The sequence below is a fragment of the Microbulbifer sp. MKSA007 genome (assembly GCA_032615215.1).
Taxonomy (GTDB): domain Bacteria; phylum Pseudomonadota; class Gammaproteobacteria; order Pseudomonadales; family Cellvibrionaceae; genus Microbulbifer.
On the sequence record CP128433.1, the window covers coordinates 4,519,744 to 4,543,863 of the forward strand.

Sequence of the window (24,120 nt, forward strand, 5' to 3'; positions counted from 1 at the left end):
AAGTTGGGCATGAAAGGAATCAATCTGACAATAGTTTTTTGCATGGCACTATTGCTCACCGGCCATTCCGTGGCGGACTATAAAAAGGGAGATTTTATCGTTCGCGTTGGCGCTGCTGCGGTCGATCCAAACGACGACTCTGGCAGACTCCGCCTAAATGGCACCCCCTTGGACTACACCCGGGTCTACGTGGATACAGGATACTCCGCTAGCATCACTGGTACCTGGTTATTTGCAGACCATTGGGGACTGGAATTACTGGCAGCTGTACCTTTCCGGCACGATCTTGATGTTCGCGGTTTACCGGACCCGGATACCGGTGATCCACTGGGGCGGGTATCCTTGGGTGACATCAAGCACCTTCCACCAACCCTCAGCTTACAGTGGTATCCGGTATGCACCGAGTCCTGGGTACAGCCTTATATTGGTGTGGGAATTAACTACACCCATTTCTTCGATGAAGATATCAGCCGCACGGCACAAAACTACTTCGATACAGCCCTGGGTGCAGACTCAAGAGCATCCCTGAACCTGAGCAATTCCTGGGGCCTGGCAGGGGAAGTGGGCATAGATATTGCCTTTGGACGAGAGAGCAACTGGCTGTTTAATGCGGCCATCTGGTACTTGAGCATCGATACCAAGGCCAAAATTCGCTTCCGCACAGAAGATAACGACTACGACCGCATCAATGTCGATGTGGATATCGACCCTTGGGTTTACTCGGTGGGCATCGGTTACCATTTCTGAACTAAGGCCCTATTGCACCTAATGATAAGATAGGCTCAACAATCATTCTATTTTTTAGAATGGTTTGGTCGAATTTAACCAATTTTCATTCTATCGATCCTCTGTAAACTGCCTCTTACTCACAGCAGCGACTACTGAGTAGCGCAAAATTCACAGTTTTAGGAGCGATACCATGAGCACATCCACTTTATCCACAAGCGCCAATATCGACGGCAGCTCCCTGTTTTCCGCAAGTGCTGACTTGGCTGGCCGTATCAGCTTGGCGGCGATCTTCCTGTTGGCGGGAATGAACAAGATCCAAAATTATGAGGGCAGTGCTCAGTACCTAGCCTATGGCGGTCTGCCAGAATTTCTGCTGCCGCTTGTTATTCTATTTGAAATAGGTGGTGCGCTCGCACTAGTCGCCGGCTTCCAGGTTCGCCTGACCGCCTTGGCGTTTGCTGGCTTTAGCTTAGTTACTGCTGCCTTGTTCCATAACAATCTGGGCGATCAGATGCAGTTTTTGATGTTCTTCAAAAACCTGGCGATTGCCGGCGGCTTTTTGGTAGTGGCAGCCCATGGCGCCGGGCGTTTCAGCTTGGATCACCGCAAAAGCACCAAGCAATAAATTCCTCTGGACCAGAAAATACCGATTGTGGAGTAAAAAATGGGACTGTTAGTCAATGGCCAGTGGCACGACCAGTGGTACGACACCGAGAATTCCGGTGGGAGCTTTAAGCGCGAAGCGGCGCAACTGCGCAATTGGGTGACTGCTGATGGCAGTGCAGGTCCCAGTGGTGACAGCGGCTTTAAGGCGGAGTCTGGCCGCTATCACCTATATGTTTCACTGGCCTGCCCTTGGGCCCATCGCACCCTTATTTTCCGCAAGCTGAAGAAACTGGAAGAGCATATCGATGTTTCGGTAGTAAGCCCCGATATGCTCGATCAGGGATGGAGCTTTAACGTCGACGAAGGTAGCAGCGGGGACACTCTGTTTAGCTATCAGTTTATGCACCAAGTATACACTCGTAACAAGTCTGACTACTCGGGCCGGGTGACGGTACCAGTACTCTGGGATAAACAAAAAAACTGTATCGTTAGCAATGAGTCCTCTGAAATTATCCGCATGTTCAACAGCGCGTTTAATACCATTACCGGCGATACACAGGACTTTTTCCCCGAAGAGAAGCAGCAGGATATAGATACCATTAATCAACTGGTCTATGAGAATATAAACAACGGAGTTTATCGCTGCGGCTTTGCCACAACCCAGGAAGCCTACGAGAATGCTTACTATAATTTATTCTCTGCTTTAGACCAGGTTGAGAAAATTTTAGGGGAACAGCGCTATCTGGTCGGAACAGAAATTACCGAGGCAGATTGGCGACTGTTCACTACCCTTATTCGCTTTGATGCTGTCTATCATGGACACTTCAAGTGCAACCGCCAGAGACTGGAGGACTTTCCTAATCTGCGTAACTATGTACGCGAGCTATACCAGTGGCCGAAAGTTGCTGAAACAGTAAATTTCCACCATATTAAACGTCATTACTACTTTAGCCATACATCGATCAACCCAACCCAGGTTGTACCTGTAGGGCCGGAAATCGATTACAACAGCTCTCACAACCGCAGCTAAAAACCCTTGCCTATCCAGCCTGGGCCAGTCAGGATATTCAGGGCTGCCCCAGGCTCCTTAAACCTTGGAACAGCCCTTCGCAGCCTTCAAAGAGTACCCAGATGCAAAAAACCACTCTGGAACAGTGGCGAATGTTTAAAGCTGTCGCAGATGCCGGCGGCTTTAATCAGGCCTCTTCCCACGTTCACAAAAGCCAGTCCAGTATTCACAATGCAGTTAGCAATCTGGAAGCTGCTCTCGGTGTGAAATTGTTTGAAGTCTCGGGTAGAAAAGTAGTAATTACTGAAGCCGGTAATTTAATGCTACGCCGGGGCCAATACCTGCTGGATGAAGTCTCACGTATTGAGGATATTGCCGGCTCCCTTAACCGGGGAGTGGAATCCGAGCTGCGCATTGCCGTAGATGGCGCCTTTCCCCAAAGTGTCGTTTTTCAGGCTCTGGAGAGAGTTTCCGCAATTTATCCACAAGTGAATATTGATATCGTTGATACCGTACTATCCGGCACTAATGAGTTGATCCAGGAGGGGCTGGTAGATCTGGGACTTTCCGCCTTCCGCATGAAGAATGCCCTCAACGATGAGATTTGTCGCATCGAATTTGTGGCTGTAGCCCATAAGAACCATCCACTGCATCAGCTGGGATACGAGCTGAGCTATGAAGACTTGAAGTCCTATCGCCAGATTATTGTGCGGGACTCCGCACTACAGACCAATAGGGATTCCGGCTGGCTGGGGGCAGAGCAACGCTGGAAAGTGGGCAGTTTACGGGCATCCGTGGATTTAATTGTACAGGGGCTGGGGTTCGCCTGGCTGCCACTGCCAATGGTCTCAAAGCTACTCGAGAATGGCACTCTAAATCGACTCCCCTTGAAAAATGGCGGAGTGCGCTCCAGCAGTTTTTACCTGAACTTTAAAGACCAGGATAAATTAGGCCCCGTGGCGAGGGAGTTTATTGGCGAGCTTCGATTACTCACTTTAGATATGCCCACTTCTGAGGAAGGCTGAGTATTCTATTGATACGAATGGTAAGATTCTTTTTACCCAATATTCCCTTATACCGCAAAAGACTATCATAGCCCTAACATTCTATTTACTGCACTAATAGGAGCTGGCTATGTATTACTTCAGACCGTCACATGAACGCGGTCAAGCCCGATTTGGCTGGCTGGACAGCAAGCACACCTTTTCATTTGGGCACTATTACGACCCAAAACACATGGGTTTTTCTGCACTGCGCGTTATCAACGATGATACAGTAAAAGCAGGGGCCGGATTTGACACCCATGGACATCGGGATATGGAAATTATTTCCTATATTCTTGAAGGTGCTATCGAACATCGGGATAGTGAAGGCAATCACTTTGTCGTTCCCGCTGGCGAAGTTCAGATAATGAGCGCCGGAACCGGAATTACCCATTCCGAGTTCAATCACTCGAAAACAAAAAAATTGAAGTTTCTTCAAATCTGGATTCAGCCAAATCAGAGGGGTATTCAACCTGTCTATGAGCAAAGGACAATAAACCAAACGAGCATGCTGACTCCATTGGTAACACCCAGTGGTCGAGATAATTCGTTAAAAATCCATCAGGATACCAGCCTATATCGTCTTCAAATAGAGCCTGGAGAGATTCTACAATTGGATACATTGCAGCGCCCTGGCTACCTACATATCATAGATGGAGACATCATTATTAAAAATAATCGCCAGTTAAGTGCCGGGGATGGTCTAGGCATATTTAAAGAAATAATAAGGCTAAAAGCAGCAACAGATGGAGCAACGGCATTATGGTTTGATTTGCCTATAGTCTAATATTCATAACCTCACTAGGCTACTGGCCCACAGAGTAGCCCCCTGACAACACTAACTAATCAATACAAGAATTATTTGCTGTACCAAAATCATTATTTATCCACTGAAATCGCCCACAAGGAATAGTATTTTGATCACTCAAATCATCTCCAGAATTATCTCGCGCAGTACTATTAAAAATCAATCCACCTGACATAGAACTGGCTTCAGCTAGTATTCCATCAACACCATTATCATTGGCCGTAACACTATCTAAGGTAATATTATTAGCGGTTGTAATTACGAAACCCGATCCGGAGTTTGATAGAGCGCTACTTTGTTTAATATAATTATTATTTCCAGAAATCTCCACACCTGACTGTGTATTCTTTTCAAATGCAGAAAGTATAATCTGATTATTCGCGCCAGCCAGCCTAACCCCAACACCACCATTACCAATAGTAGAGGAACCAGAAATAACATTGTAAATAAAATTAGTATCAGAAATAACGGAAATACCAGAAAAATTATTAAGAACTACTGTTATAAATTCCAAATAGTGCCCCCCACTCCCTCTACAGAAATGCCAACATCACAAGATTCAACACTTCCCGCGCCGAGAGAACTATCTGAAAGCGTCCTTCCTGACCCTAGTATTTGCACCCCTATCCCAGCCCCATTGCAGCTAATAGTATAACCATTTAAATCCAAGGATCCTGCATCAGTGATAGTAACAGCGGGACTTGTAGCACATGCAACAATAGATGCATCCAGAGTCTCTGGAGTAGTAACCGTGTCACCGCAGCTTACCGCGAAGGCGGCACCCGCCAGTGAAAAAGCTGAAACACCAGATATCGTTAAAAGCGTAAATCTTGTGAGGTTAGCACATTCAGTTTTCATATCATTTCATCCAATCATAATTAATTACTACAAAGCCTGGAATTTTCGAGGCTATTGATAGTGTGACAGAGAGCTAGGATTTATCTATGGGATCTCCTTCCCAATTAAACGTGAATTAAATGTCTCGTAAAGTGAATGAAAAATATGCCCCGCACAAGATGGTCATTCCTAGTGGTAGTATTCAGAATTCTGAATACTACCACTAGGAGACCCGCCAATATTTGAAGAGTTGGTCTATTATGATGTGCCATTTCCAAGTCTCGGAATCGATTACTTTAAAAATGGCCAACTCATTATCCAATACCTAGATCCCCCCTAACTGCAACCTTTAACACCTACCCTTAAAAAGGCGGAGTTCGGACCTACAGCTTTTACCCGAACTTTAAAGATCTCGATAAACAGGAGTCTTTGAAATATAGATTTTGGCGAGTTAAGCTTGCCAACAAGTTATATAGATACTGCTGTCCCAATGTGACATAGAAATTAGCTTATTTTTATGTCTTGCAATAACACCTAAACTTGCGTCAACCAAACCAAATACATCTGCAAAGAATATCAACCCCATAACCCTCCTATTGGATGCACGAATCATTAGAGCTGCCAAAGGTATTTGAAATCCATACATTATTCACACAGGCAGGATTATTTTGGTCCCTAAGGTCCGTATTACCACTATCATTCACCTCATTCCCTGTAATAACATTACCATGCTGATCATCTGCCTCCAATAGAATTCCATTTGTTCCATTTTCATCCAATGAATTCCCAACAATTAGATTATTATCTGCATCTGAAATCACAATTCCGTTATCATCATTTAGTTGATATTCACTTGAACTTATTACATTGCTACTTCCAGAAACTTCCATACCGGAAGAATTATTAGCGCTTATTTCTGCATTTATTACTTGGTTAAAGTCACCCAAAACCCGGACACCCACACCGGAATTAAAACTTGAAAATAAATCCAAAACAACATTATTGTTACTTGTAATTGCAACACCAGAATTAGAATTACTCATGACACTTACATTTTGAATAAAATGCGCTCCAACCCCTTCAACGGAGACACCTGTTGCACAATTCTCTATAAACCCTCCCCCTCTGAGTTACTCAGAATCCTTCCAGCACCTTGCAGATTTACGCCCACCCCAGAACCATTACAGCTAATTGAGTAACCATTTAAATCCAATGTTCCAGCATCAGTAATAGTGACCGCAGGGCTTACGGCGCATGACTCTATCGCCCCTTCCAAAATTTCCGGTACAGTTACAACATCCCCACAGCTCACAGCAGAAACACCACTGGACAGAAAAACAGCAGAAGCTCCCACTGCAGCTAAGCATGCCAATTTCAACATATCTATTCTCCTATGTTATATTCCACACTTCTTCATTGTGCATAAATACTTGCGACTCAATAACAGGAACAGTGTGAGGGGAATGGGGTATTTATCTATAGGATATTTTTCTTAATTATTAATCCAAGTAATTGGATAAAATTATAAGAATACAAATCCGCTGCCGCCTTTAGCATTAATCATCATACTCTTTCGAGATCCCGGTTTGACCTCTCAGATTATTCACCTGATACGGACAATCAAGAGTAATTTGATCCTAAGCACTCTAGCTCAGGAATAACACCTAAACTATTACCCTGGCAGTGAATCACTACTGTATATAGGCATCGAGTCACCAGGGATAAAATAATGGAATCAGAAGGCGACATGGAAAGTCGCAATGGCGATAAAAAAACGCCGGGAAGATGGATCTCCCTACTTTCTTCGATCCCTCCGGCCATTATTGCCTTGTCATTGCTTTTTCATCTGCCCGATATTTCCGCTGGTAGAGAGTTTTCTTTTGGCATTAGCTGGGTTCCAGAACTTGGCGTATCCCTACGCTTCTATATTGATGGCCTCAGCTTTTTATTTGCCTTATTAATCAGCGGTATCGGCTTTTTCATCACCATTTACGCCGCTGAGTATTTACGCGGCAATCCACTATTGCGGCGCTTCTTTCTCTATCTCTATCTCTTTATGGTCGGAATGCTGGGGTTGGTATTGGCATCCGATCTCATTACTTTATTTGTGTTTTGGGAAGTGACGACGGTCGCAAGTTACCTCCTGATTGGCTTTAACCACTCCAGTGCTGTTGCACGACGCTCAGCTTTACAGGCTTTACTAGTGACCGCCTTAGGGGGCTTTGCTTACTAACTGCTTTCCTATTAATGGGAGAGATTGTCGATAGCTATGATCTTGAAGAATTGTTAATTAAAGGGGAACAGATTAAATCCAGTTCACTGTATCTTCCTATCTTGATACTGGTACTTATCGGAGCATTCTCAAAGTCGGCACAGCTGCCCTTCCATTTTTGGTTGCCCAATGCCATGGCGGCGCCAACACCGGTGAGCGCATATCTACATTCCGCCACTATGGTCAAAGCCGGTATTTACCTTCTTGCGCGCCTACATCCGGTACTGGCTCACACTGAATACTGGGAGTGGATTTTAACCTGCACCGGTATTGCCACTGCCGCAGTAGCGGCATTGGCCGCCCTGCGTCAAACAGACCTGAAACTGGCCCTCGCTTATACCACCGTGATCGCTCTGGGCACTATCACCATGTTTCTGGGTTCTGATGCTTCAGCTGCCGTCGCCGCTGCAATTACTTTCTTGCTGGTTCACTCTTTTTATAAAGCCGCACTGTTTATGGTGGTGGGCATTATCGATCGGCAGACAGGTACTCGAGATTTAACCAAGCTTCATGGCCTGGCGAAGTTATTGCCCTTTGCTTTTATAGCTGCACTGGCTTCAGCCCTATCCATGGCCGGATTCCCGCCGTTCCTTGGATTTATTGGTAAAGAACTTAAATATGAAGGTGCACTGGCGGTAGCTTCAGAGCCCGCACTGGTGGGCACAGCAGCAATTTTTGCCAATGCGGTAACGGTGACAGTAGCCGGCATGGTGGCCATCAAACCTTTCTTTGGCCCTCCCCCAAAAGATTCCAGCCGTATTCGCCGGGCAGCTCCCGGTTTGTGGATAAGCCCAATAGTTTTAAGCGCCTTCGGCCTCACATTTGGCTTAGCCCCGGACTTAGTAGGAGGCGGACTGGTGGAACCGGCACTAACGGCGATACTCGGACTTCCAGAAACCATCGACCTAAAACTCTGGCACGGTATTAACATTCCGCTCCTGATGAGCATTCTTACTTTTGTGCTCGGGGTGCTCATGTATGTCAATCTAAAACGTATGCGCGCCTGGCTAAACTGGGATTTTACCCATGCGCCAACTAGCGCCGATTTACTATGGGATAAATCCTTAGAACTATTAAAAGCTTTTGCCGCACTGCAAACACGCATATTGCAAAATGGAATTATGCGTCGTTATCTCACAGTCATTTTTGTTACGCTCTCGATGGCCCTTTTTTATGCCTTTGTTCATACAGGCCACTTCTCACTGGAATACACCGCACCACGACTCAATTTAAAAGAGTGGGCAGCCATACTGCTGACGGTAGGAGGTACGTTTACTGCGGGTTTTGCGCGTAAACCTCTCACCGCCATTTGCGCTCTCGGCGCTCTCGGTGTGGGTATCGCTCTAATTTATCTCTTCTTTGGTGCACCGGATGTGGCCATTACACAGATTCTGGTGGAAACACTCTACCTGGTATTAATTGCTGCGATTCTTCCACGTCTGCCCGTATTTACTCCCGGCAAGAAGGAAGGCTTTCGTCCCAGGGATGCACTGCTCGGTGCCACAGTTGGCCTTTTATTTACCATTAGTATTCTGGTGGTTCTGCAAACCCCATTCGAGAGCCCTGTGAGTGAATTCTACAAGGAAGCCGCAGTACCCGAGGCTCATGGGCGCAATATCGTTAATGTCATTCTGGTGGACTTCCGGGCCCTGGATACTTTCGGGGAGATTATTGTGGTGTTTACCGCAGCTGTCGCTGCGGTGACTTTACTCGGTCATCATTTAAGACGGGGCAAGCAGTGAATTCTATTATCCTACAGACAGCGACCCGTGTGTTGGTAGCCCTGATCTTGGTCTTCTCCATTTATATGCTGTTGCGTGGACACAATTATCCCGGAGGCGGATTTATTGCTGGATTAATTGCCGCTTCTGCTTTTGCCTTATTTGCCATGGCTTGGGGTATGGAGGCGGCACAAAGTGCTCTGCGCATACCTCCAGGGACCCTCGCCGCCTGGGGAGTTGTCATCGCCGGATTATCTGGATTGATGGCTCTATTTTGGGGAGACGGTCCCTTTTCCGGACAGTGGTTTGCCATAGTAGGCAGCAAGGAAGATGGCGGAATCATTATCAGCAATCTTTTGTTTTTTGATATTGGGGTTTACCTGACAGTACTTGGAGCCGTTCTCACACTCATTTTTTCTTTGGAAGAGGCCAGTTGATATGGAGTCTCCCCTCGCCGTTGTCGTCGGTATTCTGATTGCTACCGGCGTATATTTGATGCTTGCCCGCCATCTCTTGCACTATCTATTTGGCTTGGTACTAATTAGCAATGCCGCCAACCTGGCAATTTTTATCGCCGGGCGGTTGACTCGCGCCTCACCACCCCTGGTACCCGAGGGCCAGGAAGCCCCACAAATTATCGTTGCCAACCCCCTACCCCAGGCCCTGATCCTAACTGCGATCGTAATTGGCTTCGGCCTGCTGGCCTTTGCCCTGGCCCTGATCGCCCAGGCTTACCGTGAGCTGGGTACATTGGATGTGGATAGCATGCGTATTGCCGAGCCTGTCAAACCCAAGAGGAAGAAGACTACTTGAGTTGGTTATTGGCCCTGCCATTCCTGATCCCTATCGCCACGGCGTTAATCACATTTCCCGCTCGAGGCCGTAGATACCTTTGCTCTGGTATTTCGATATTGGGGTGCCTTACCGCCCTTTGCATTAACCTTTATATTCTTGTCCTGGTAGAAAGCCAGGGCCCTCAAGCTGGGCAAATGGGAGACTGGCAGGCTCCCTTCGGAATCACATTGGTCGCCGATCGGCTCAGTGCGGTAATGCTGTTGATCAGTGCCATCGTGGGTTTGTGTGTCTCTCTATTTGCCATTTCAGATATCAGTGAGAAACGGGTGAAACTTGGCTTTCACAGTTTCTTTCAACTGTTATTGGCCGGTGTTAGCGGTAGCTTTATCACCGGCGACCTATTTAATTTGTATGTGTGGTTTGAGGTGATGCTGATTGCCTCTTTCGCACTGCTGGTACTGGGGGGAAAAAATACAGCTGGACGGTGGCATCAAGTATGTAGCATTAAACCTTGTATCCACGCTGTTGATGCTGACCTCTATCGGGTTGCTTTATGGACTCACCGGCACCCTTAATATGGCGCAGCTGCATATTTCTTTGGCCGAGGTACAAAACCCCGTCGCGATTTCGACATTGGCAGTTATTTTTATCTGCGCTTTTGGAATTAAGGCGGCAATATTTCCACTATTTTTCTGGTTGCCCGCTTCATACCATGTTCCACCGGTCGCTGTAACCGCTGTATTTGCCGGTCTTCTGACTAAAGTCGGCGTCTATGCGCTAATTCGCACCTTTACTTTAATATTTCCCAATGATTTGGAGTTCACCCGGGATATTTTATTGGGAGCTGCATTACTCACCATGCTGACGGGTGTTTTGGGCGCAGCAGCACAGTACGAATTCCGCAAGATACTCGCATTCCATATCATCAGCCAGATTGGATTCCTGGTATTGGGATTAGCACTGAACAGCCCTTTAGCATTGGCCGGATCTGTGTTCTACATGGTCCACAATATTGTGGCAAAGACAAATTTATTCCTGATCAGCGGTACTGCCCAGCGCCTTACTGGCAGTTATGAGCTCAATGAAATTGGTGGTTTATATCGCGCCAGCCCACTTCTCTCTACTTTCTTTTTTATCGCCGCATTTAGCTTAGCGGGGTTCCCACCATTATCTGGATTCTGGGCGAAACTGCTATTAGTCAAAGCGAGCCTCGACCAGGCCGCCTATATCGTCGCTGCCGTCGCACTGATTACCGGGGCGCTTACCCTGTTTTCAATGAGTAAAATATGGGCAGAGGCATTCTGGAAGCCACACCCCCAGGAGCACTGCAAAAATTTATATAGCCTCAGCGGCGCAGAGCGCTTCCAGCGGCTGTTGCCAGTCGCGTTATTGGCATTAATCACTTTGGCTTTGGGATTGGTTCCCGAGCCTTTTATCGAATACTCCCTGGGGGCTGCCGGAGAGTTATTGGAGCCTGATGATTACCTGAACGCCGTGTTACCAGGTACCACTCATTAACTTTGGGATGGATAAATAGAAATGCGTATTTTTCTATTAAATTTATTGCTCGCGATCAGTTGGTCGGCCCTGACCGGTAATGCTTCCATGGCAAATTTTTTCTTTGGTTTTCTGATCGGATTTCTGGCACTGCGAGTCTCACCTATATTACCCGGGGCACAGACTTACTTTACCCGCTTGCCCCGTTTGGCTCATTTATTCTTTTTCTTTATCGAGGAGCTTGTTTTATCCAGCCTGCGTGCCGCCTACGAAGTCTTTTCGCCTCGCTTGCAAAGCCGGCCCCTGGTAGTACGACTACCCATGGAGAGGCTCGATAGAAACCAGATTTTTATTCTCACTAATTTAATTTCGCTGACACCGGGCACTATGGTATTGGATGTCACACCCAATAATGATGCCTTAATCGTACATACTATGTTTGTCAGTGATCCAGAAACCTTTCGCGAGGAGATTAGGGAGGGATTTGAGAAACGGGTTAAGGAGGCTGTTTCCTGATGTTTCTCACAATTATCGATATTCATTCGCCACTGGTCACAGTAGCAATCAATATTGCTTCCTTTCTATTGTTACTCGCCCTGGTGATGTGCTTCCTGCGTATCGCTTTGGGCCCCACCTTAGCAGACAGGGTTGTCGCCCTGGATGTTCTCAATATTTTGGCGGTAGCCTACTGTGCACTACTGGCAATCGCCTCGGGACACCCCGTGTATCTGGACGCTGCCATCGCCCTGGCCCTGGTCGCATTTTTAGTGAGTGTGGCCTTTGCCCGTTTTATTGAAAAAAGCGGCTCGCGCACAGTCACCCACAGCCATAGGGATCATGATGACATTTGATGAAATTTTTATCGCTTTGATAATTCTGGTGGGCAGTTTTTTTGGGTTCAGCGCCGCTTTGGGCTTGCTGCGAATGCCGGACTTTTACACTCGAATGAGTACATCGGGAAAAGGGGCTACGGTGTGTTGCGGATTATTGCTGGCGGGCGTAGCAATTCTTTTTAGTGACGCTCAGGTAACAGCCAGGGCCATAGCCGCTATTTTATTCTTATTACTTACAGTGCCAATTGGTGTCCATATGATTGCCCGGGCGGCTTATCGAGCCGGCACTCCCATGTGGCGGGGTACCGGCTACAAACTCAAGTTCAAGAACCCGATGCGCAATATTCAGTAAGCACTAAATCTTTTCGCCGTAAAGTTCTTCAATCATACTTTCGCTGCGCTGGCGCAGGTGCTCCATATCTGGGTCCTGTAAAATGACATGACCCATTTTGCGCCCAGGGCGAAGTGCTTTGCCGTACAGCCAAACACCATCGTTATCCTGCTTCGGAGCTACATCAACCCCCAACATATTGACCATCGCAACTGGCACCGGGCAGGCAGTATCGCCCAGGGGCATATCCAGTATCGCGCGGATATGATTGGCAAATTGGCTGGCCTCAGGGCCGACAAAGGTCCAGTGACCGCTGTTGTGAACTCGCGGTGCCACTTCGTTGACAATCAGGCCGCTCTCACTGACAAAACATTCAACGGCCAATACACCCACATAGTCCCAGTCCTTCAGCAGGGTCGCCAGGTAACCCTCTGCGGCCTTGAGCAGCTCCGGGTTGTCGTAGGGAGCGGTGGACAGCAGTAAGGTGCCGTTGCGGTGGCGGTTTTCCGTCAGCGGATAAGCTTTGATTTCACCGGATGCCGAGCGAGCACCGATAATGGAGACTTCACAGGCGAAATTCACCCCAGCCTCAACCACACACTCCTGATCACCAGCTTGGGGAATGGCAGCATCCAAGTCTGCAGCACTCTTCACACACCATTGGTTCTTGCCGTCGTAGCCATTTTCACAGCTCTTAATAAACGCCGGATATCCCAGTTGGTCGACCGCTTCCCGCAGCTCTTTTTCACCCTGTGCTGCTGCGAAAGGTGCAACAGGCAGTCCAGCGTCTGTGAGTGCTCGCTTCTCACGCAAGCGGTGCTGGGCCTTCTCTGTAATATGTGGGTCCGGATATACCGGACAGAAGGGCTGAAATGAGCGCAGCAAGTCCACACTCACTTGCTCTCTCTCACTGGTGATCACTTCCGGGCGTCCCAATGCCTGATACAAGGCCTCAGGGTCCTGTCCCGGTTCCATCTCCACGATAGTCCCCAGTCCCTTCACACAGTCGGTGTTTTCACCGGTCTCAGCCAGGAAACTGAACTCCACTCCGAGGGGCTGCCCCTCTTGAGCCATCATCTGTGCCAACTGCCCACAGCCAATAATGGCAACTCGTCTCTTACTCACAACGATCTCCTATCACTCAACCGTGATCGGGACTTGCTCGGTCTGGCGCTCACGCCAGGCGATCAGGCGCTTCTGCAATTCCGCATCAGCCAAAGACAACATCTGCGCAGCCATTAAACCTGCATTGTAGGCACCGGAAGCACCGACCGCCTGGGTTGCTACCGCCACACCGCGAGGCATCTGCACAATGGATAATAAGCTGTCCATACCCGTCATAAAGCGGCTCTCAACCGGCACTGCGATCACAGGCAGGGGAGTCAAAGCAGCGATCATACCCGGCAGGTGGGCGGAGCCGCCGGCGCCAGCAATAATCACTTCGGTACCGGATTCGTGGGCACGGCTGGCAAATTCAACCATGCGCTGGGGAGTTCTGTGGGCCGAAACCACAGCAGTAGCAAAGGGAACTTCGAGCTCTTCCAGAGGCTTAGTCGCGTTGCTCATGGTGGCCCAATCCGAGCGGGAACCCATTACGATAGTGACTTTTTCAAAAGGAATCGGCTTCACTTGCGATTAACTCCAATATTGAACGAGCGCCAGATAGACGGGAATCGCCACCAGCACATTGAAAGGAAAGGTAACTGCCAGGGACAAAGTGATGGACACACTAGCATTGGCCTGCGGCAGGGCAACGGACATAGCCGCAGGCACAGCGATATAAGAGGCACTGCTACCGAGCACCGCGAGCAGAAAGATACCACCAGGCGACAAACCCAACAAACTCCCCAAGATACCGCCAGCGGCACCGCCAATCAGCGGCATAAAAATGCCGAAGCTGAGCAGGAAAGCACCCTGCCCTCTAACATCGGCCAACCGCGCCGCAGCGACACGCCCCATTTCCAGCAGAAAGAGCGCCAATATGCCATGAAACAGGGTCCCAAACAAAGGCATTACTGAAGCGGTGCGCTCTCCAGCCCAGGCTCCGATAACGATTCCCCCCAGGAGCAACAGTACTCCCTGGTTGCAGGTGACCTCGTGAAACACCCGGCGCTTGCTCGAACTGCCCATCGATTGCCGTGCCAACAACATGCCGACAATGATTGCCGGGACTTCAAGAAGCGCTACAAACAGAGGGAAATACGCTTCGTATTCAATATTCTGTGACTGTAGCAGGGCTACAGCCACCGCGTAGGTGGCAACACTGACAGACCCATAGTGCGCCGCCGTTGCCGCCGCATCCACACGTGACCACTTGCCAATCCAGCGCAAGATAGGGAAAGCCACCAGGGGTAACAGGGCACCAAAAGCCACCACCGCCAGGGACTGGGGAACCAGGGTGGCAGCGGAATACGCACTTAAAGCAGCACCACCTTTCAGGCCGATGGCGATTAGCAGGAAGATAACGCAGCTCTGGTAAAGACCTTTGGGTAAACGCAGGTCACTGCGAACCAGCTGGGCAAAGGCGCCCAGCAGAAAGAAACCAACAACAATATCCAACTGCATCTCTATCGCTGTCCCCGGCGCTGTCTGGAGCGATTATTGGAGATACGTATACGTTTCGGGGTTTGCTGCGCCATCAGCCAGTAAGCAGCATTGGCCAGAACCACCACTAGGCCTACAGCCATCAAGGGAACCCCGTTCATACCGGCAAGATTTACTGATAAGCCTGTGCTTAAAACTAACAAGCCGACAACCACGCCAAAGAAGAGTTGTGATCTCTGCATTGATAATGCCCCCACTGGTTATTGAAATTGACGCATTATCGGAATTGCTATTGATAGATAAAAATAGATATTTATTATATAAACTATAAACCAAAACCTATATAGGTGATTTTGTGCCCTTAACTCGTGCCCATGCCCGCATTGGAACCGTTCGACAACTGGAGATCCTGCTTTGTGTCTATGAGTTGGGCAATATCAGCGCCGCAGCCAGAAAACTGCACCTAACCCAGCCGAGCGTATCGATGCAGCTGGCCAAACTCTCCGATGCGGTGGGTTTACCTCTGTATTACTCGGTGGGCAGGCAACTGCAATTTACGGAGGCCGGGCAAACCCTGGTAGAAAGTGCCCGGGAAATCCTGAAGAGTTACGAGTACCTGGACCTGAAACTGGCCCAATTGCGAGGGTTGGATACCGGCAGCTTACAACTGGCAGTAGTGACCACCGCCAAATACTTTATCCCCCACCTGATCGGGGAGTTTTATCAGCAGCATCCGCGACTGGATATCCACTTCAGGGTGGGCAACCGCCAACAGATCATTGATTACACCGGTGAGGATGAAGATGACTTCTACGTATTCAGCCATCCTCCAAAGAGCCAGGACCTGGAGCTGGTGGAGTTTCTACCCAACCGCTTACTGGCGATAGCGCCTGAGAAGCACCCACTGGCCTCCCGCAAGAAAATCTCCCTGCAAGAATTTGCAGGCTGTCAGTTCCTGCATCGGGAAGAGGGCTCCGGTACACGCCATGCCATTGAACAGTTCCTGCGCAAACGCAATGTAGACCTCAAGCTCCGTATGACCATAGAGAGCAATGAAGCCATTAAGCATGCAGTTATGTCCGGTCTGGGGGTCTCTATATTGTCGGAGCATACCCTGGCGTTTGGCGGACGCGCAGGCTTGTCAATTCTCGATGTCGAAGAGCTTCCTATTGTCACCCACTGGTATTTGGCTCGACGCAAATCACGTCCGCTATCACCAGCAGCACAGAAGTTCCTGGAGTACGCCCGCAATCTGGAAAAAGTGCCCCTGGGTAATCTCCCGTAGCCCAGCCTTATCATTGGAAAAGAGGGAAAGAATACACTCCACCCAAGACTCACAGTGGAAATTTCCCTGTAAACCCGAATAGACACCTATACCCCCAAAGGCACCAAGCGCATTATTCTTTCTCTCCTTATAAATTCCCTTCTCCCTGTAAACCGGGCTAGATAATTTAGGCCTCAAATTTTGAAAAATTCCCTGCGGCCTTTTTCAGTCCTGCTACTTTTTGGGGTACTTGGCCCATGCACTGCCAATAATTATCAACCAAAGCCACCTATGGCAGATAAGCTGTTTTGCCTGTGTCCGGATTTTCAGAGATGGATATCGAGATGACCGCAAAAGGAATTAATAAAGGAATTATTACTCTACTTTTCACTCTCTCAGCACTATCGACCCATGCCCAGGATGATTGGCGTGATATCGAATGGGGTGAATTTATTGTTCGTTTTGGCCTGACTTATGTCCAGCCAAACGATGAGGGCACAGCGCTTAAATACAGAGTTTTACAGCAATGGGATTTATACAACAGCAGTTGGCAAATCGACTCGACCCATGCATGGCAAATATCGGGAGTGTGGCGGCCCAGCGATCGCTGGGGCATAGAATTAATGCATATTAATGGCGCCAGCTATGGTACAAAACTGGATAATTTCACCGGCAACCCTGGGCGAAACCAAATCCAGCTCGGCGACTTTAGCACTACAACGACAATGGTCTTCGGCAACTGGTATTTCTTAGACCCATCCTATCGCGCTCGCCCCTATATCGGTGCAGGAATCAATTACACCAATTTCCACACCGTTGAAATCAGCCGCCAGTTTAACGAATACCTGATAGATTCAGAGCTCTCGGTCGCACCGGGATCATTTAATATGGGGCACTCGTGGGATTGGGGGCTGCAGGCCGGCCTGGATTATATCTTTGATTTCCGCGACTGGAGATATCCTCTACTACTTAACGCATCCGCGATTTATTACCTGGCAGACACCGATGCCACTATCGACTTCCCCACTGAATTGGGCAGGGATCGCCTCTATGCACATTTTGACTACAACCCCTGGATCTTAAATTTCGGGGTGGGTATTAAATTTTAGTTACCGGAGCAATTTCATACAGTTGGGCGACAGCGAATACTCTTAAAATTTGAAGTTATTTCATACACGAGCTGCGTTGTCCCCAACTATAACTTTACCGCTAAAAACCTAATCGGTATTACAACTATCTGGCACAATAAAAGGAATAACTGTGTCCCCCCAAAAAACTGGTTTCCAGCTTTCTTCTGTAGGATTCGTAAAAATATTCCTACTCATTATGACGCTTTCTGCACTGCTTGTTTTTAGCAGCAACTCTCTAGCACAATGTAACCCCGGCAATAGTGGCACCTCTGCCGCAGATGAAATCACCTGTGACGAAGACAATGACCCCGATGGTGCGGACATAGAAACTTATGCCGGCAACGATACCATCATTCTTAACGGTGGAACGGCGGAAAATGTACTTGCGGGAGAGGGAGATGACGAAATTACTATCACGGGAGGAATTGTTACCTTATTTGCCGACGGTGGCGCTGGCAACGATACGATAACTCTCGACGAGCGATCCAGTGATGTAGGGAATTATCTCGGGGGAGGAGGCATTCATGGAGGCGATGGAGATGACACCCTGATTCTACTCGATGGGCTGTCCTTTCACGTCTGGGGAGGAGAAGGAAACGATACCATCACCTTGGATGGAGGGTTCATTTTTAACTACCTGGATGGCGGAAACGGCGATGACTATATCTATTGGGATGAGGGCATCAGTAACGAAATTCGAGGCGGCTCCGGATCAGACACCCTACTGATAGATTCACACTCTTTCGATGGAGATGTCATACTGGATGGTGGTGATGATCTCAGTGCAAATGATGGTGAAGTCGACAATTTAATATTTAAATTGGATTACTCCGTTGATGGGACTCTTCTAAACAACTGGGAAAGAGTCGTTATCTGGGGTAGCTCCAAAATGACATTCACTGGGAGTTTAGCTGTCGGAGGAGGTCTCGATTCGGAAGGAAATTCCCTCGGCCTGGATATTCGCTGGGGTGGGCAGGCATTTTTTGATAGCGACAGTTATGTAATTTCAGGAGATGTATCCAATAGTGGAACCATTGATCTATCCAACAATAGGTTCAACACTCTCACCATAGCCAAAGACGATAATGGAAATTATGGGCAATACCGCTCTAATAATGGGCGCCTATGGGTAGACGCCGTCCTTGAAGATGATTTTTCACAGAGCGATCAACTAATTGTGGAAGGAGACAGCTCTGGCACCACCATTATCTCTGTCTTTAACCGCTCAGGTAAAGGAAAGCGGACTGAGGGCAATGGTATTAAGGTGGTTTCCGTCAAAGGCGAATCAAATGCACAATTCACTCTGGCAGGGGACTTTGTCAGTAAAGATGATCAGCAGGCAGTGATAGGTGGAGCCTATGCTTACACATTGCACCAGAACGGCGCAGGAGGAAGTGATGATGGCAGCTGGTATTTGCGTTCAACTGTGGATAACTCTTCAATATTTCCTGAAGGCGGAATGATCCGCTGGCAACCTACTGCAGTACTCTACGAAGCCCTCCCGCAAATTCTCAGAACACTCAATATTCCCTCTTCACTACGCAGCCGCCTGGGAAATCGCTATTGGGTAGGTACAAGCTATTTGGACTTGGCCAGTAGCGAGTATAGCGATGCCCAAGAGCAGGCAATTGATAATCGTGGACTTTGGATCAGGAACTCTGCCCGACATATTACCCTTGATCCCAATGAGTCCAGTACCCGTGCAAACTGGAAACAGACTTACTATCAAGTACAAGTGGGCTTTGATTTACCAATACAAGTCTCCGTGTTTGGAAGCCAACTTATTGGCAGCGCCGCTTTGCACTACGGCGATTCAAATAACGATGTGAGTTCATTTTTTGGTGATGGCTCAATCGATGCGAGTAACTACGGCGTCAGCGCATTTGTCACCTGGTATGGATTGGATGGCATTTTTATTGATAGTCAACTTAAGCTAAATTGGTTTGACTTTGAAATGGATGCCAAATCACTGCGCGAACTCAATAATAGCGATGAAGCATTTGGTTACGCCTTGTCTATCGAGGGCGGCAAGAGTTTTAAACTGCATGATTACTATTCCTGGACACCCCATGCGCAATTGATTTACACCTCGGAGGAAGCCAATAACTTGCAGGATATCTATGCAGTACAAGCTACAGATATCAATAACAATGGCTTCCTCTTACGCTTGGGAACCATCTTTGAAAAGCGCAAGAGCCAGCGTAAGAGCAGTCGCAATATGTATGGCTCAATTCCCCTGGAAAGGTTCTCTCTGTTCGCAACTCCGAGCCTTATTTACAATATCGACCAGAGGACTAATTTACTCGTATCGGAAACCCGACTCAGTCAAAAACCTGATACCTGGTACGGTGAATTGCGCCTGGGCGCGAGCTACGATGAGTGCGGTGATCACTGTTCTATCTATTCAGAAATTTATTACAGCAGCAGTTTGGAAAACCTGGGGAATAGTTTTTCCGGAGGCTTGGAATTAGGATTTCGTTATAAGTGGTAGCAGTTTGAGATTAAACTGAAAGCCAAATATCAACCTTAGAGTGCGACAACTACATTACCTCTAGATAAAGCAGTGCCTATTCACTCTAACAGTAACTGAGATAAATTATATTCGGAGAATACTCTGTGTATTTTCTTATCGTTACCACACTTTCCCTTTAAATTTTGTTTCTTCAAGCCGCTAGCCTGACACCCAGGGATTGTTAAAAACCTATCCCTCCAGAAACGAACATCTGGCACTCTTGCACAACGGACTCCTTGCCTCATACTCATGGCTTTAAGCCAGATATCATCCGCACTAGGACATAACTCCAAAAACTTATCTTTATTCAGAACATCGGGATGTAAAGAGCCGGGATAATATAAAACACCACCAACTCCAGTAGGAAAAACGCGATAAGAAGGTTTGATATTCATATTGCACTTCCAAGTTTCCCGCGTTGTCCTCCATTTATTGTAAGGCAATATATTGCCTTTTTTATCAACACCTATCCTGTGAGCTCGATGACAGAAAATATGTGACGGGAACTTTAAATATGACTGATACAGCATATCGATGGTATCCATCGGGTAGAGGATATCGTCATCCACCGTGACTATCAGGCTATCAGGAAATTTTTGAAGCGCGTAATAATACTTTGTGTAAGGTCCTAAATCTTCATCAACAAATTCAACTCTCAACCCACGATCCACCTGCCTCATTAAAATATTGGGCAACATATAATCTGGAAATTCTTTGGTCGACAGCCAAAGTACAATTAAATCCGCTTTTAGCGACTGCTGAAATAAACTCTCGATACACAAATGGATATCATGGATTCGCTTTCCATAGCTAGTCAGAGAAACAACAATACTGTGTTTAGCCGCATTACCTACCCCAGAATCATTACCACTGAGGGCCGACTGCTCCAATATTCTCTTCCAGACCAGAGCATCTAATTTTAGGTTGTTGTTGATTGTATTTTTCTTGCTGCGCTTCGCCGTAAAACCCTTGAACATATTGACTTTACAATCTGGGGTTGAGACAACTCAATGCCTGGTTTTAGACATATACCTAAAAAGGACATTCAGTAATCCGTGGCCGCACATTAGAATTATTGAAATTCATAGTGCAGTAACAGAAATTGGTATAGGCGAGCTCAATTTTCCAAGATCGACCACACCCTCAATAGTAAAGGTATGGTCTAGTTTTCGGTAAATGCAACATTTACTACCCTACTTCACCTGCTCCTTCCGTCTCAGAGGCCAGTTTTTTCGTTGCACCACGGCGACCATATAACGCCAAAAGAACGCCAGATGGGAACATCAATACACCGTAAACTGCTGAGGGCACGGACATCTCGCTCGAGTGTAAGAGCGTGAGGGTTACCATCATTCCGATGGTACTGTTCTTAATACCGAGTTCCGTTGCAACCGCAACCCCTTCCCGCTTTGGCAGGCCAGCAACCCGGCTGATAAGAAGTCCCAATAGCACACCACAGAGATTCAATAGAATGACCGAGGGTCCAGCTTGAACCATCAAGTCTGCAAGGCGATCGCGAATTCCCCAGATAAGGCCTGCTACCAGTGCAAGCAATACAACCCCGCCAAAAATACTGACTATTCCCTCTGCGCGGCGAGCCAGGTGCGGTCTCCAGGCACGAAATAGCATCCCTATCACAACAGGCAAGAGGACAATACTGGATAACATCACCACTGTACTGGCGAATGGCAGAGTTATAGTCTGGTCAGCGCCGAAATAAGTTCGAAGCGCATAATTTGCGAAAAGCGGTAAACTGGCAATAGTAATCAGGCTGGCAGAAACTGTTAATACAATAGAAAGCGCCACGTTGCCGCGAGCCATCAAGGTAAACAGGTTCGATGTTGTGCCTCCCGGACAGGCGGCAATAATGACTAGGCCAACAGCAATGGCCGGTGGTAGATTTAATCCCCAGCAGAGGCCAATTGCTATAGCTGGCATCAGGAGAATTTGGGTAAAAGTTCCGATAATAAGGCCAATGGGCTTTACCGTTACCTGATGGAAATCCCTGGCAGTTAGGGTCATCCCTATTCCCACCATGATGATAAACAGCGAGATAGGCAAGCCGATCGAAATAAGGGGACCTGATTCCATGATTTTCTCCAGTATCAGTCACTGTAAGAAAAATACCCGACCAAAATCAACTCCCAGAATAAAGCTGGCACTGGAGATGGATAACGAAATCAAGGCAGAAACTCCACTGCCAGGCGACTTATTTCGACATCGGTAATTCGCTGATTTTTTTGGTGCTCGGATCGATTCTTATAAGTGTAATTATTATTTTTAGTTCAGATGGTAAAGCAATCATAGATGACTTCACCAATCTGTCTTGTATTTTAGCAATATACAGAAGTTTAATGACTCAGGAAACGATACAGAAGGCCATGATTTCCTCCCTGAAAAGCGGACAGGTAGATAATTGGGACAACTTAATGTGGTCCGTGGGAAGTTCGGATATTCCCACTAGCGAGGACTCCGTTACAGCTTTTAGTGCAGCTAACCAACTCCCCTGGCTTCTACCCACGCGACGAAAGTCCCTATTGGAATACTTCTCCTGCCCGAAAGTAAAAAATGCACTTTCCCCTGAACTGGATAATTACCTGCACGAACTCAACCTCAACAAACCCAACAACCGCTTGGGCACTTACTTTGAAAGGCTCTGGTCATTTGCCTTTGACAAACATCCCGACTACCAGCTGCTCTACCAAAACCTCCCTCTAAGGTCCGGGGGCAAGACACTGGGGGAACTCGACTTCGTCGTGCAACACCTGCCCAGCAACCAGTGTGAACACTGGGAAATTGCCGTAAAAATTTATCTCCAGGTTACCGATATCCATTGGGTGGGGCCTGGAATCAAGGACCGACTGGATATCAAACTGGCAAGAATGGCAGATCATCAACTGCCACTGATTGAAATGCCGGCAGTTCAATCAATGCTGAAAGAGCACGGCCTAGAGATAGATCGCCAGTGGGCGCTAATGCCCGGGAGACTATTCAAACCGCTGGATACACTTCACCGGCCCTCCAGTCATGATCTTTGGTGGGTATCGTTATCTGAGTTTCGGTCATTCTCCTTGAGCCAGGCAAACCGCAGTGCTCTCGAGTGGCTGGCACTCCCCAAGCAAGCCTGGCTGGCGCCTCAGAGCAGCACCACCGGCATGACTGCCGATCAATTGCTAGAGGCACTGCTGCCCGAAAGTTTTACCCACCCCCTGTGCATCGCCGCCGTCGATAAAAATGGCGAAGCCTGCAGAGGCTTTATCGTGCCCGACAACTGGTACCAAAGAGCCAAAAGTAGCTTAAGCATATAACCAGCCTCTCTCCAGATCAGAATCAGGGAGCCTTTCGCTGGCCTCACATTATTTTCTAAATTGGTGATTGACATAGATCAATTTACATTTACAATTTTCAGAAATTTCTGAAACTTAAGAAGTAAATGAAACTATCGAGTCAAGCCCAGGCATTCGTACTGCACTTTGGTGAAATGGGTAGCCGCTGGGGATTCAATCGCACGGTCGGGCAAATGTTTGCCCTACTCACCATTCATCCCACGCCACTCAATGCCGAGCAATTGGCCCAGGCCCTGAAGATCAGTCGTGGCAATGTCAGTATGGGGCTCAAAGAGCTACAGGCCTGGCGCTTGGTTGAGCTGCATCATCAACCGGGCGATCGCAAAGATTATTTCACTGCAGCTGGGTCAATCTGGGACCTCGCTCGCACTGTCTTCGAGGAGCGCCGCAAGCGAGAGCTCGACCCTACATTAAGTCTGCTTCGCCAGCTGCTGCTCAATGAACCCCAAGATGAGCTGGATGCCCAGGCACAGGAAAAAATCCAGGAAGTTTACAGCTTGCTGGAGCTGCTCGAAGAATTTGCCAACACACTCAGCAAGCTAGAACACCAGGACCTGCTTAAATTGATGAAGCTAGGCTCCGGTATCGTCAAGCTACTGGAACTCAAAAGTAAGATGACAGGTGGACAGAACACCTCAAACTAGCGAAAAAAACGCTAGTACGAGGAATATACCGCTGCACTCAAAGCGAAATAACACCTTCATCTGAAGCACTTATTCCGGGGAGAAACCCATAGGGCCAAATCCATGGCTAAAAGCCCCGGCATATTTTTAATCCGGCAGCCCATAGTGTTGGATTAAAAACGGCACAAGGCCGTGCCGCTGCCGATCCAAAGTCGGCTC

28 protein-coding genes and 1 pseudogene are annotated in these 24,120 nt (G+C 47.9%); 19 read left to right on the plus strand and 10 right to left on the minus strand.

Annotated features, from left to right (window positions below; all coding sequences use genetic code 11):
• The first annotated feature begins 9 nt into the window (after window positions 1-9).
• The 5 genes from QT397_23020 (at window position 10) to QT397_23040 (ending at window position 4,174) form a co-directional block, all read left to right on the plus strand.
• Window positions 10-747: an OmpW family outer membrane protein gene (locus QT397_23020; protein WNZ55687.1), complete on the plus strand. Its 738-nt coding sequence runs from the start codon at window positions 10-12 to the stop codon at window positions 745-747.
• Window positions 748-919: 172 nt separating this feature from the next.
• Entirely contained in the window at window positions 920-1,354 is a 435-nt protein-coding gene (locus tag QT397_23025) for a DoxX family protein (protein WNZ55688.1), read from the plus strand.
• Window positions 1,355-1,393: 39 nt separating this feature from the next.
• Window positions 1,394-2,365 (plus strand): glutathione S-transferase family protein, encoded by a 972-nt coding sequence (locus QT397_23030; protein WNZ55689.1) that lies wholly within the window; start codon window positions 1,394-1,396, stop codon window positions 2,363-2,365.
• A gap of 101 nt (window positions 2,366-2,466) precedes the next feature.
• Window positions 2,467-3,369 (plus strand): LysR family transcriptional regulator, encoded by a 903-nt coding sequence (locus QT397_23035; GenBank protein WNZ55690.1) that lies wholly within the window; start codon window positions 2,467-2,469, stop codon window positions 3,367-3,369.
• A gap of 109 nt (window positions 3,370-3,478) precedes the next feature.
• On the plus strand, window positions 3,479-4,174 hold the full coding sequence (locus QT397_23040) for a pirin family protein (protein ID WNZ55691.1): 696 nt from the start codon (window positions 3,479-3,481) through the stop codon (window positions 4,172-4,174).
• A 55-nt stretch (window positions 4,175-4,229) separates the two neighbouring features.
• On the opposite strand, the gene QT397_23045 is transcribed toward QT397_23040, so the two are convergent.
• The 4 genes from QT397_23045 to QT397_23060 form a co-directional block, all read right to left on the minus strand.
• Window positions 4,230-4,709 (minus strand): right-handed parallel beta-helix repeat-containing protein, encoded by a 480-nt coding sequence (locus QT397_23045; protein ID WNZ55692.1) that lies wholly within the window; start codon window positions 4,707-4,709, stop codon window positions 4,230-4,232.
• Window positions 4,697-5,053 carry a hypothetical protein gene (locus QT397_23050; GenBank protein ID WNZ55693.1) on the minus strand — a complete coding sequence of 119 codons (357 nt, stop codon included), beginning with the start codon at window positions 5,051-5,053 and terminating at the stop codon, window positions 4,697-4,699. The genes QT397_23045 and QT397_23050 overlap by 13 nt, the downstream gene beginning before the upstream one ends.
• Before the next feature lie 572 nt (window positions 5,054-5,625).
• The gene (locus QT397_23055; GenBank protein ID WNZ58584.1) at window positions 5,626-6,144 is read right to left on the minus strand and encodes a right-handed parallel beta-helix repeat-containing protein; all 519 of its coding nucleotides are present in this window, start codon (window positions 6,142-6,144) and stop codon (window positions 5,626-5,628) included.
• Window positions 6,141-6,413: a hypothetical protein gene (locus QT397_23060; GenBank protein WNZ55694.1), complete on the minus strand. Its 273-nt coding sequence runs from the start codon at window positions 6,411-6,413 to the stop codon at window positions 6,141-6,143. Before QT397_23060 ends, QT397_23055 begins: the two co-directional genes overlap by 4 nt.
• A 366-nt stretch (window positions 6,414-6,779) precedes the next feature.
• Here QT397_23060 and QT397_23065 point away from each other — a divergent pair.
• From QT397_23065 to mnhG, 9 genes and pseudogenes are all read left to right on the plus strand, one after another.
• A pseudogene (locus QT397_23065) lies at window positions 6,780-7,882 on the plus strand (proton-conducting transporter membrane subunit).
• A 582-nt stretch (window positions 7,883-8,464) separates the two neighbouring features.
• Window positions 8,465-9,046 carry a DUF4040 domain-containing protein gene (locus QT397_23070; GenBank protein ID WNZ58585.1) on the plus strand — a complete coding sequence of 194 codons (582 nt, stop codon included), beginning with the start codon at window positions 8,465-8,467 and terminating at the stop codon, window positions 9,044-9,046.
• Window positions 9,043-9,462, plus strand: coding sequence for a Na+/H+ antiporter subunit B (locus tag QT397_23075; GenBank protein ID WNZ55695.1), 420 nt, complete (start codon window positions 9,043-9,045; stop codon window positions 9,460-9,462). Before QT397_23070 ends, QT397_23075 begins: the two co-directional genes overlap by 4 nt.
• Before the next feature lies 1 nt (window position 9,463).
• Window positions 9,464-9,838, plus strand: a complete 375-nt coding sequence (locus QT397_23080; GenBank protein ID WNZ55696.1) for a Na+/H+ antiporter subunit C — start codon at window positions 9,464-9,466, stop codon at window positions 9,836-9,838.
• Window positions 9,835-10,395, plus strand: coding sequence for a hypothetical protein (locus QT397_23085; GenBank protein WNZ55697.1), 561 nt, complete (start codon window positions 9,835-9,837; stop codon window positions 10,393-10,395). Before QT397_23080 ends, QT397_23085 begins: the two co-directional genes overlap by 4 nt.
• The gene (locus QT397_23090) at window positions 10,310-11,338 is read left to right on the plus strand and encodes a proton-conducting transporter membrane subunit (GenBank protein WNZ58586.1); all 1,029 of its coding nucleotides are present in this window, start codon (window positions 10,310-10,312) and stop codon (window positions 11,336-11,338) included. Before QT397_23085 ends, QT397_23090 begins: the two co-directional genes overlap by 86 nt.
• Window positions 11,339-11,359: 21 nt before the next feature.
• Entirely contained in the window at window positions 11,360-11,833 is a 474-nt protein-coding gene (locus QT397_23095) for a Na+/H+ antiporter subunit E (GenBank protein WNZ55698.1), read from the plus strand.
• Window positions 11,833-12,168, plus strand: a complete 336-nt coding sequence (locus tag QT397_23100; GenBank protein ID WNZ55699.1) for a cation:proton antiporter — start codon at window positions 11,833-11,835, stop codon at window positions 12,166-12,168. The genes QT397_23095 and QT397_23100 overlap by 1 nt, the downstream gene beginning before the upstream one ends.
• Window positions 12,155-12,502, plus strand: a complete 348-nt coding sequence (mnhG, locus tag QT397_23105) for a monovalent cation/H(+) antiporter subunit G (protein ID WNZ55700.1) — start codon at window positions 12,155-12,157, stop codon at window positions 12,500-12,502. Before QT397_23100 ends, mnhG begins: the two co-directional genes overlap by 14 nt.
• A 3-nt stretch (window positions 12,503-12,505) precedes the next feature.
• Here the strand turns inward: mnhG and QT397_23110 are convergent, their stop codons facing one another.
• Genes QT397_23110 through QT397_23125 form a run of 4 tightly spaced genes read right to left on the minus strand, consistent with a single transcriptional unit; the run spans window position 12,506 to window position 15,267 of the window.
• Window positions 12,506-13,606, minus strand: coding sequence for a 5-(carboxyamino)imidazole ribonucleotide synthase (locus QT397_23110; GenBank protein ID WNZ55701.1), 1,101 nt, complete (start codon window positions 13,604-13,606; stop codon window positions 12,506-12,508).
• A 12-nt stretch (window positions 13,607-13,618) separates the two neighbouring features.
• Window positions 13,619-14,110 (minus strand): 5-(carboxyamino)imidazole ribonucleotide mutase, encoded by a 492-nt coding sequence (gene purE, locus QT397_23115; GenBank protein ID WNZ55702.1) that lies wholly within the window; start codon window positions 14,108-14,110, stop codon window positions 13,619-13,621.
• Window positions 14,111-14,116: 6 nt separating this feature from the next.
• A complete protein-coding gene (locus tag QT397_23120) occupies window positions 14,117-15,046 on the minus strand; it encodes a sodium-dependent bicarbonate transport family permease (GenBank protein ID WNZ55703.1) in 930 nt (309 codons plus the stop codon).
• Window positions 15,047-15,048: 2 nt separating this feature from the next.
• Window positions 15,049-15,267, minus strand: coding sequence for a hypothetical protein (locus tag QT397_23125; GenBank protein ID WNZ55704.1), 219 nt, complete (start codon window positions 15,265-15,267; stop codon window positions 15,049-15,051).
• A 113-nt stretch (window positions 15,268-15,380) separates the two neighbouring features.
• Between QT397_23125 and QT397_23130 the strand changes: the two genes are divergently transcribed.
• The 3 genes from QT397_23130 (at window position 15,381) to QT397_23140 (ending at window position 19,910) form a co-directional block, all read left to right on the plus strand.
• Complete coding sequence (locus QT397_23130; protein WNZ55705.1) at window positions 15,381-16,310, plus strand: LysR family transcriptional regulator; 930 nt, start codon at window positions 15,381-15,383, stop codon at window positions 16,308-16,310.
• Window positions 16,311-16,621: 311 nt separating this feature from the next.
• Window positions 16,622-17,398: an OmpW family outer membrane protein gene (locus QT397_23135; GenBank protein WNZ55706.1), complete on the plus strand. Its 777-nt coding sequence runs from the start codon at window positions 16,622-16,624 to the stop codon at window positions 17,396-17,398.
• 151 nt (window positions 17,399-17,549) lie between these two features.
• Complete coding sequence (locus tag QT397_23140; protein WNZ55707.1) at window positions 17,550-19,910, plus strand: autotransporter outer membrane beta-barrel domain-containing protein; 2,361 nt, start codon at window positions 17,550-17,552, stop codon at window positions 19,908-19,910.
• Window positions 19,911-19,990: 80 nt separating this feature from the next.
• Here the strand turns inward: QT397_23140 and QT397_23145 are convergent, their stop codons facing one another.
• Both QT397_23145 and QT397_23150 read right to left on the minus strand, forming a co-directional pair.
• Complete coding sequence (locus QT397_23145) at window positions 19,991-20,908, minus strand: glycosyltransferase family 2 protein (GenBank protein ID WNZ55708.1); 918 nt, start codon at window positions 20,906-20,908, stop codon at window positions 19,991-19,993.
• A 211-nt stretch (window positions 20,909-21,119) separates the two neighbouring features.
• Complete coding sequence (locus tag QT397_23150; GenBank protein ID WNZ55709.1) at window positions 21,120-22,022, minus strand: bile acid:sodium symporter family protein; 903 nt, start codon at window positions 22,020-22,022, stop codon at window positions 21,120-21,122.
• Window positions 22,023-22,285: 263 nt separating this feature from the next.
• Between QT397_23150 and QT397_23155 the strand changes: the two genes are divergently transcribed.
• On the plus strand, window positions 22,286-23,239 hold the full coding sequence (locus QT397_23155; GenBank protein WNZ55710.1) for a DUF1853 family protein: 954 nt from the start codon (window positions 22,286-22,288) through the stop codon (window positions 23,237-23,239).
• A 125-nt stretch (window positions 23,240-23,364) separates the two neighbouring features.
• Window positions 23,365-23,922: a MarR family transcriptional regulator gene (locus QT397_23160; protein ID WNZ55711.1), complete on the plus strand. Its 558-nt coding sequence runs from the start codon at window positions 23,365-23,367 to the stop codon at window positions 23,920-23,922.
• Window positions 23,923-24,120 lie beyond the last annotated feature (198 nt).

Excerpts from the sequence above, each read along its gene's own strand:
- QT397_23020 (WNZ55687.1), top strand. The coding sequence starts at position 10 with ATGAAAGGAATCAATCTGACAATAGTTTTTTGCATGGCACTATTGCTC.
- QT397_23025 (WNZ55688.1), top strand. The coding sequence starts at position 920 with ATGAGCACATCCACTTTATCCACAAGCGCCAATATCGACGGCAGCTCC.
- QT397_23030 (WNZ55689.1), top strand. The coding sequence starts at position 1,394 with ATGGGACTGTTAGTCAATGGCCAGTGGCACGACCAGTGGTACGACACC.
- QT397_23035 (WNZ55690.1), top strand. The coding sequence starts at position 2,467 with ATGCAAAAAACCACTCTGGAACAGTGGCGAATGTTTAAAGCTGTCGCA.
- QT397_23040 (WNZ55691.1), top strand. The coding sequence starts at position 3,479 with ATGTATTACTTCAGACCGTCACATGAACGCGGTCAAGCCCGATTTGGC.
- QT397_23050 (WNZ55693.1), bottom strand. The coding sequence starts at position 5,053 with ATGAAAACTGAATGTGCTAACCTCACAAGATTTACGCTTTTAACGATA.
- QT397_23060 (WNZ55694.1), bottom strand. The coding sequence starts at position 6,413 with ATGTTGAAATTGGCATGCTTAGCTGCAGTGGGAGCTTCTGCTGTTTTT.
- QT397_23070 (WNZ58585.1), top strand. The coding sequence starts at position 8,465 with ATGGCCCTTTTTTATGCCTTTGTTCATACAGGCCACTTCTCACTGGAA.
- QT397_23080 (WNZ55696.1), top strand. The coding sequence starts at position 9,464 with ATGGAGTCTCCCCTCGCCGTTGTCGTCGGTATTCTGATTGCTACCGGC.
- QT397_23095 (WNZ55698.1), top strand. The coding sequence starts at position 11,360 with ATGCGTATTTTTCTATTAAATTTATTGCTCGCGATCAGTTGGTCGGCC.
- QT397_23100 (WNZ55699.1), top strand. The coding sequence starts at position 11,833 with ATGTTTCTCACAATTATCGATATTCATTCGCCACTGGTCACAGTAGCA.
- mnhG (WNZ55700.1), top strand. The coding sequence starts at position 12,155 with ATGATGACATTTGATGAAATTTTTATCGCTTTGATAATTCTGGTGGGC.
- QT397_23120 (WNZ55703.1), bottom strand. The coding sequence starts at position 15,046 with ATGCAGTTGGATATTGTTGTTGGTTTCTTTCTGCTGGGCGCCTTTGCC.
- QT397_23125 (WNZ55704.1), bottom strand. The coding sequence starts at position 15,267 with ATGCAGAGATCACAACTCTTCTTTGGCGTGGTTGTCGGCTTGTTAGTT.
- QT397_23135 (WNZ55706.1), top strand. The coding sequence starts at position 16,622 with ATGGATATCGAGATGACCGCAAAAGGAATTAATAAAGGAATTATTACT.
- QT397_23145 (WNZ55708.1), bottom strand. The coding sequence starts at position 20,908 with ATGTTCAAGGGTTTTACGGCGAAGCGCAGCAAGAAAAATACAATCAAC.
- QT397_23150 (WNZ55709.1), bottom strand. The coding sequence starts at position 22,022 with ATGGAATCAGGTCCCCTTATTTCGATCGGCTTGCCTATCTCGCTGTTT.
- QT397_23155 (WNZ55710.1), top strand. The coding sequence starts at position 22,286 with ATGACTCAGGAAACGATACAGAAGGCCATGATTTCCTCCCTGAAAAGC.
- QT397_23160 (WNZ55711.1), top strand. The coding sequence starts at position 23,365 with ATGAAACTATCGAGTCAAGCCCAGGCATTCGTACTGCACTTTGGTGAA.